This window comes from Sphingomonas sp. YR710, assembly GCF_900101455.1.
Classification (GTDB): domain Bacteria; phylum Pseudomonadota; class Alphaproteobacteria; order Sphingomonadales; family Sphingomonadaceae; genus Rhizorhabdus.
In genome coordinates, this window is record NZ_FMZJ01000040.1 from 1 (window position 1) to 2,485 (window position 2,485).

At 68.0% G+C, this 2,485-nt stretch carries 1 protein-coding gene; it reads left to right on the forward strand.

What is annotated here, in order from left to right:
- The coding region (locus BLS13_RS20835; protein ID WP_176943709.1) for a beta strand repeat-containing protein at window positions 1–2,485 on the forward strand (2,485 nt) is incomplete at both ends.

A 2,485-nucleotide genomic window follows, 5' to 3' on the forward strand; every position in this document is an offset into this window, starting at 1 on the left:
GCCGCGGGTACCAACCGCAACGTGGCGATCACCGCCACCAACGGACAGGCATTCCTCGGCGCCGTCTCCGCCACGGGTAATGCCGATGTCACCGGTTCGTCGGTCGATGTCTCATCGTCCGGAGTCAGCCTGACCAGCGCCACCGCGACCAACGGCGCGCTCTCACTCGTCGCCACCAGCGGAGATGTCCTCGTCGATACCGCCTCGGCAACGGGTGGCGACGCCACCCTCACCGCGTTCAGCAACGTCAAGGGCCGCACCAGCAACGGCCGCGCGGCGATCTCGGCGAACAATATCGCCGTCACCGCCACCAACGGCGTCGCCTTCCTCGGCGCGGTCTCCGCGCCCGGCAGCGCAACCGTCACCGGTTCGTCGGTCGATGTCTCGGCCGCCAGCATCAGCCTCGACAGCGCGACCGCGACCAACGGCGCACTCTCGCTGGTCGCCACCAGCGGCGACGTCCTCGTCGACACCGCCTCCGCCACCAACGGCAACGCGACGATCTCCGCGTTCAACAACGTCAAGGGTCGCACCAGCAACGGTCGGGCCACCGTCTCCGCCGCCGGCACCAGCCGCAACGTCGCGATCACCGCCACCAACGGACAGGCATTCCTCGGGGCGGTCTCCGCTACCGGCAATGCCAGCGTCACCGGTTCGTCGGTCGATGTCTCCTCGTCCAGCATCAGCCTGACCAGCGCAACCGCCACCAATGGCGCGCTCTCACTGGTCGCGACCGATGGCGATCTGCTCGTCGACACCGCTTCGGCCACCAATGGCGATGCGACACTGACCTCGTCCGGTGCCGTCAGGGGCCGCACCAGCAACGGTCGCGCCGCGGTCTCCTCCGCCGGCTCTAACCGCAACATCGCGATCCTCGCCAGCGGCGGGCAGGCCTATCTCGGTGCCGTCTCGGCCACCGGTAATGCCGATGTCACCGGCGTCTCGGTCGACGTCTCCTCGACCGGAGTCAGCCTGACCAGCGCCACCGCGACCAACGGCGCGCTCTCGCTCGTCGCCACCAGCGGGGATGTCCTCGTCGATACCGCATCGGCAACGGGTGGCGACGCCACCCTCACCGCGTTCAGCAACGTCAAGGGTCGCACCAGCAACGGCCGCGCGGCGATCTCGGCGAACAATATCGCCGTCACCGCCACCAACGGCCTCGCCTTCCTCGGCGCGGTGTCCGCGCCCGGCAGCGCAACCGTCACCGGTTCGTCAGTCGACGTCTCTTCGTCTGGCATCAGCCTCGACAGCGCGACCGCGACCAACGGCGCACTCTCGCTCGTTGCCACCAGCGGCGATGTCCTCGTCGACACAGCCTCGGCCACCAACGGCAATGCGACGATCACCGCGTTCAACAGCGTCGCGGGCCGCGCCGAGGGCGCACGGGCCGCGGTCTCGGCAGCCGGGTCCAACCGCAACGTCGCGATCACCGCCACCAATGGCCAAGCCTATCTCGGCGCCGTCTCGGCTACCGGCAATGCCGATGTCTCCGGTTCGTCGGTCGACGTCGCCTCGTCCGGAGTCAGTCTGACCAGCGCCACCGCGACCAATGGTTCGCTCTCGCTGGTCGCCACCAGCGGCGATGTCCTCGTCGATACCGCATCGGCAACGGGTGGCGATGCCACCCTCACCGCGTTCAGCAACGTCAAGGGCCGCACCAGCAACGGGCGCGCAGCAATCTCGGCGAACAATATCGCCGTCACCGCCACCAACGGCGTCGCTTTCCTCGGCGCGGTCTCCGCGCCCGGCAGCGCAACCGTCACCGGTTCGTCAGTCGATGTCTCCGCCGCCGGCATCAGCCTCGACAGCGCGACCGCGACCAACGGCGCACTCTCGCTCGTTGCCACCAGCGGCGATGTCCTCGTCGACACCGCTTCGGCGACCAATGGCAATGCGACGATCACCGCGTTCAACAACGTCAAGGGACGCACCAGCAACGGACGCACGACGGTTTCGGCCAGAGGCGGCATTTTCGATGTCGCGATCACCGCGACGAACGGACAGGCTTTCCTCGGCGCGATCTCGGCGAACGGCAATGTGGGCGTCATCGGTGCTTCGGTGGATATTCTCTCGACCGGCATCAGCCTGACGAGCGCCACCGCAACCAACGGCGCACTCTCGCTCGTCGCCACCAGCGGCGACGTGCATGCCGATACCGTATCCTCGACCAACGGCGATGCCACGATCACGGCCTTCAATACCGTCAGGGGGCGTGCCAACGGCGGCCGCACCGCCGTCTCCGCCGCCGGCGCCAACCGCAACGTCGCGATCACCGCGACCAACGGACAGGCTTTCCTCGGCGCCGTCTCGGCGACCGGCAATGCCGATGTCACAGGCTCGTCGGTCGACGTTTCCTCGACCGGCGTCAGCCTGACCAGCGCGACCGTCACCAACGGCAACCTGTCTCTGGTCGCCACCAGCGGCGACGTACTCCTCGATACAGGATCGGCTGCCAATGGTAACGCGACCTTGCTTGCCGCAG